Consider the following 1,008-nt stretch of genomic DNA (forward strand, 5'->3'; position numbering starts at 1 on the left):
CCAGCATCCGCCTCGGTGAGGCCGAAGCCCGCCAGCGCCGTGCCGCCGGCAAGCATCGGCAGCCACTGCTGCTTCTGCTCCTCGGTGCCGCGCCGGAAGATCGGCATCGCGCCGAGCCCGACCCCGGCCTCCAGGGTGACGGCGATGCTCTGGTCGACGCGCGCAAGTTGCTCCACCGCGAGGCACAGGGCGAAGTAGTCGCGCCCCTGCCCGCCGTACTCCACCGGGAAGGGCAGGCCGAACAGCCCCATCTCGCCCATCTCGGCGATGATCTCATACGGCAATTCGCGCTTCGTGTCGTACTCGTACGCGGCGGGCGCCACCACGGAATCGGCGAAGTCGCGAACCCGGGCCTGCAGGTCGGCGTGCCACTCGGGCAGGGTGAACCCGGGCGTAACGAGTTCGGTGGTACTGGTCATTCAGGCTCCTTGGGGTGGGATGTCTCGTCAGGCGAAGCTGAAGGCGCGCGCCGGATTGTGCAGCAGCGCTGCGACCTCGGCCAGGAACCGGGAGCCCTCAGCCCCATCGAGAACGCGATGGTCGAACGAGAGGCTGAGGGTGACGAGCTGGCGCAGCGCCACGGTGCCGTCGAACTCCCACGGTCGGCGCGCGACAGCGCCGACGGCAAGGATCGCGGCCTGGCCGTCGTGCAGGATCGGGGTGCCCGCATCCACGCCGAACACACCCACGTTGCTGATCGTGAACGTTCCGCCCGCCAGGTCGGCCGGGCTTGACCTGCCCGCCTTCGCGACCCGAGTGAGTTCGGTGAGGGCCGTCGCGATGCCAGCGAGGTCAAGGGCACCCGCGTTCGGGATGGTGGGCACGATGAGTCCGCGCGGCGTTGCTGCCGCAATCCCGAGTCCGATTCGCTGCGACCGGATGATGCCACCGGCGCTCTCGTCCCAGCGGGCGTTGATGCCGGGGTGGCGCGGCATGGCGGAGCACACCGCCTTGGCGACGGCCGCGAGGAACGTGAGCCGAAGGTCTCGGAACTCCGCGGTGGGGCGC

2 protein-coding genes are annotated in these 1,008 nt (G+C 70.1%); both read right to left on the reverse strand.

The features are described 5' to 3' along the window. On the reverse strand, positions 1–419 hold a 419-nt coding region (locus RMN95_RS16185; protein WP_309617936.1), incomplete at its 3' end, for an acyl-CoA dehydrogenase family protein. Between the two features lie 27 nt (positions 420–446). After that, a partial coding sequence (locus RMN95_RS16190; protein ID WP_309617937.1) for a 2-oxo acid dehydrogenase subunit E2 occupies positions 447–1,008 on the reverse strand: 562 nt, incomplete at its 5' end.

Origin of the sequence: Salinibacterium sp. (assembly GCF_031364185.1) — a bacterium.
Classification (GTDB): domain Bacteria; phylum Actinomycetota; class Actinomycetes; order Actinomycetales; family Microbacteriaceae; genus Rhodoglobus.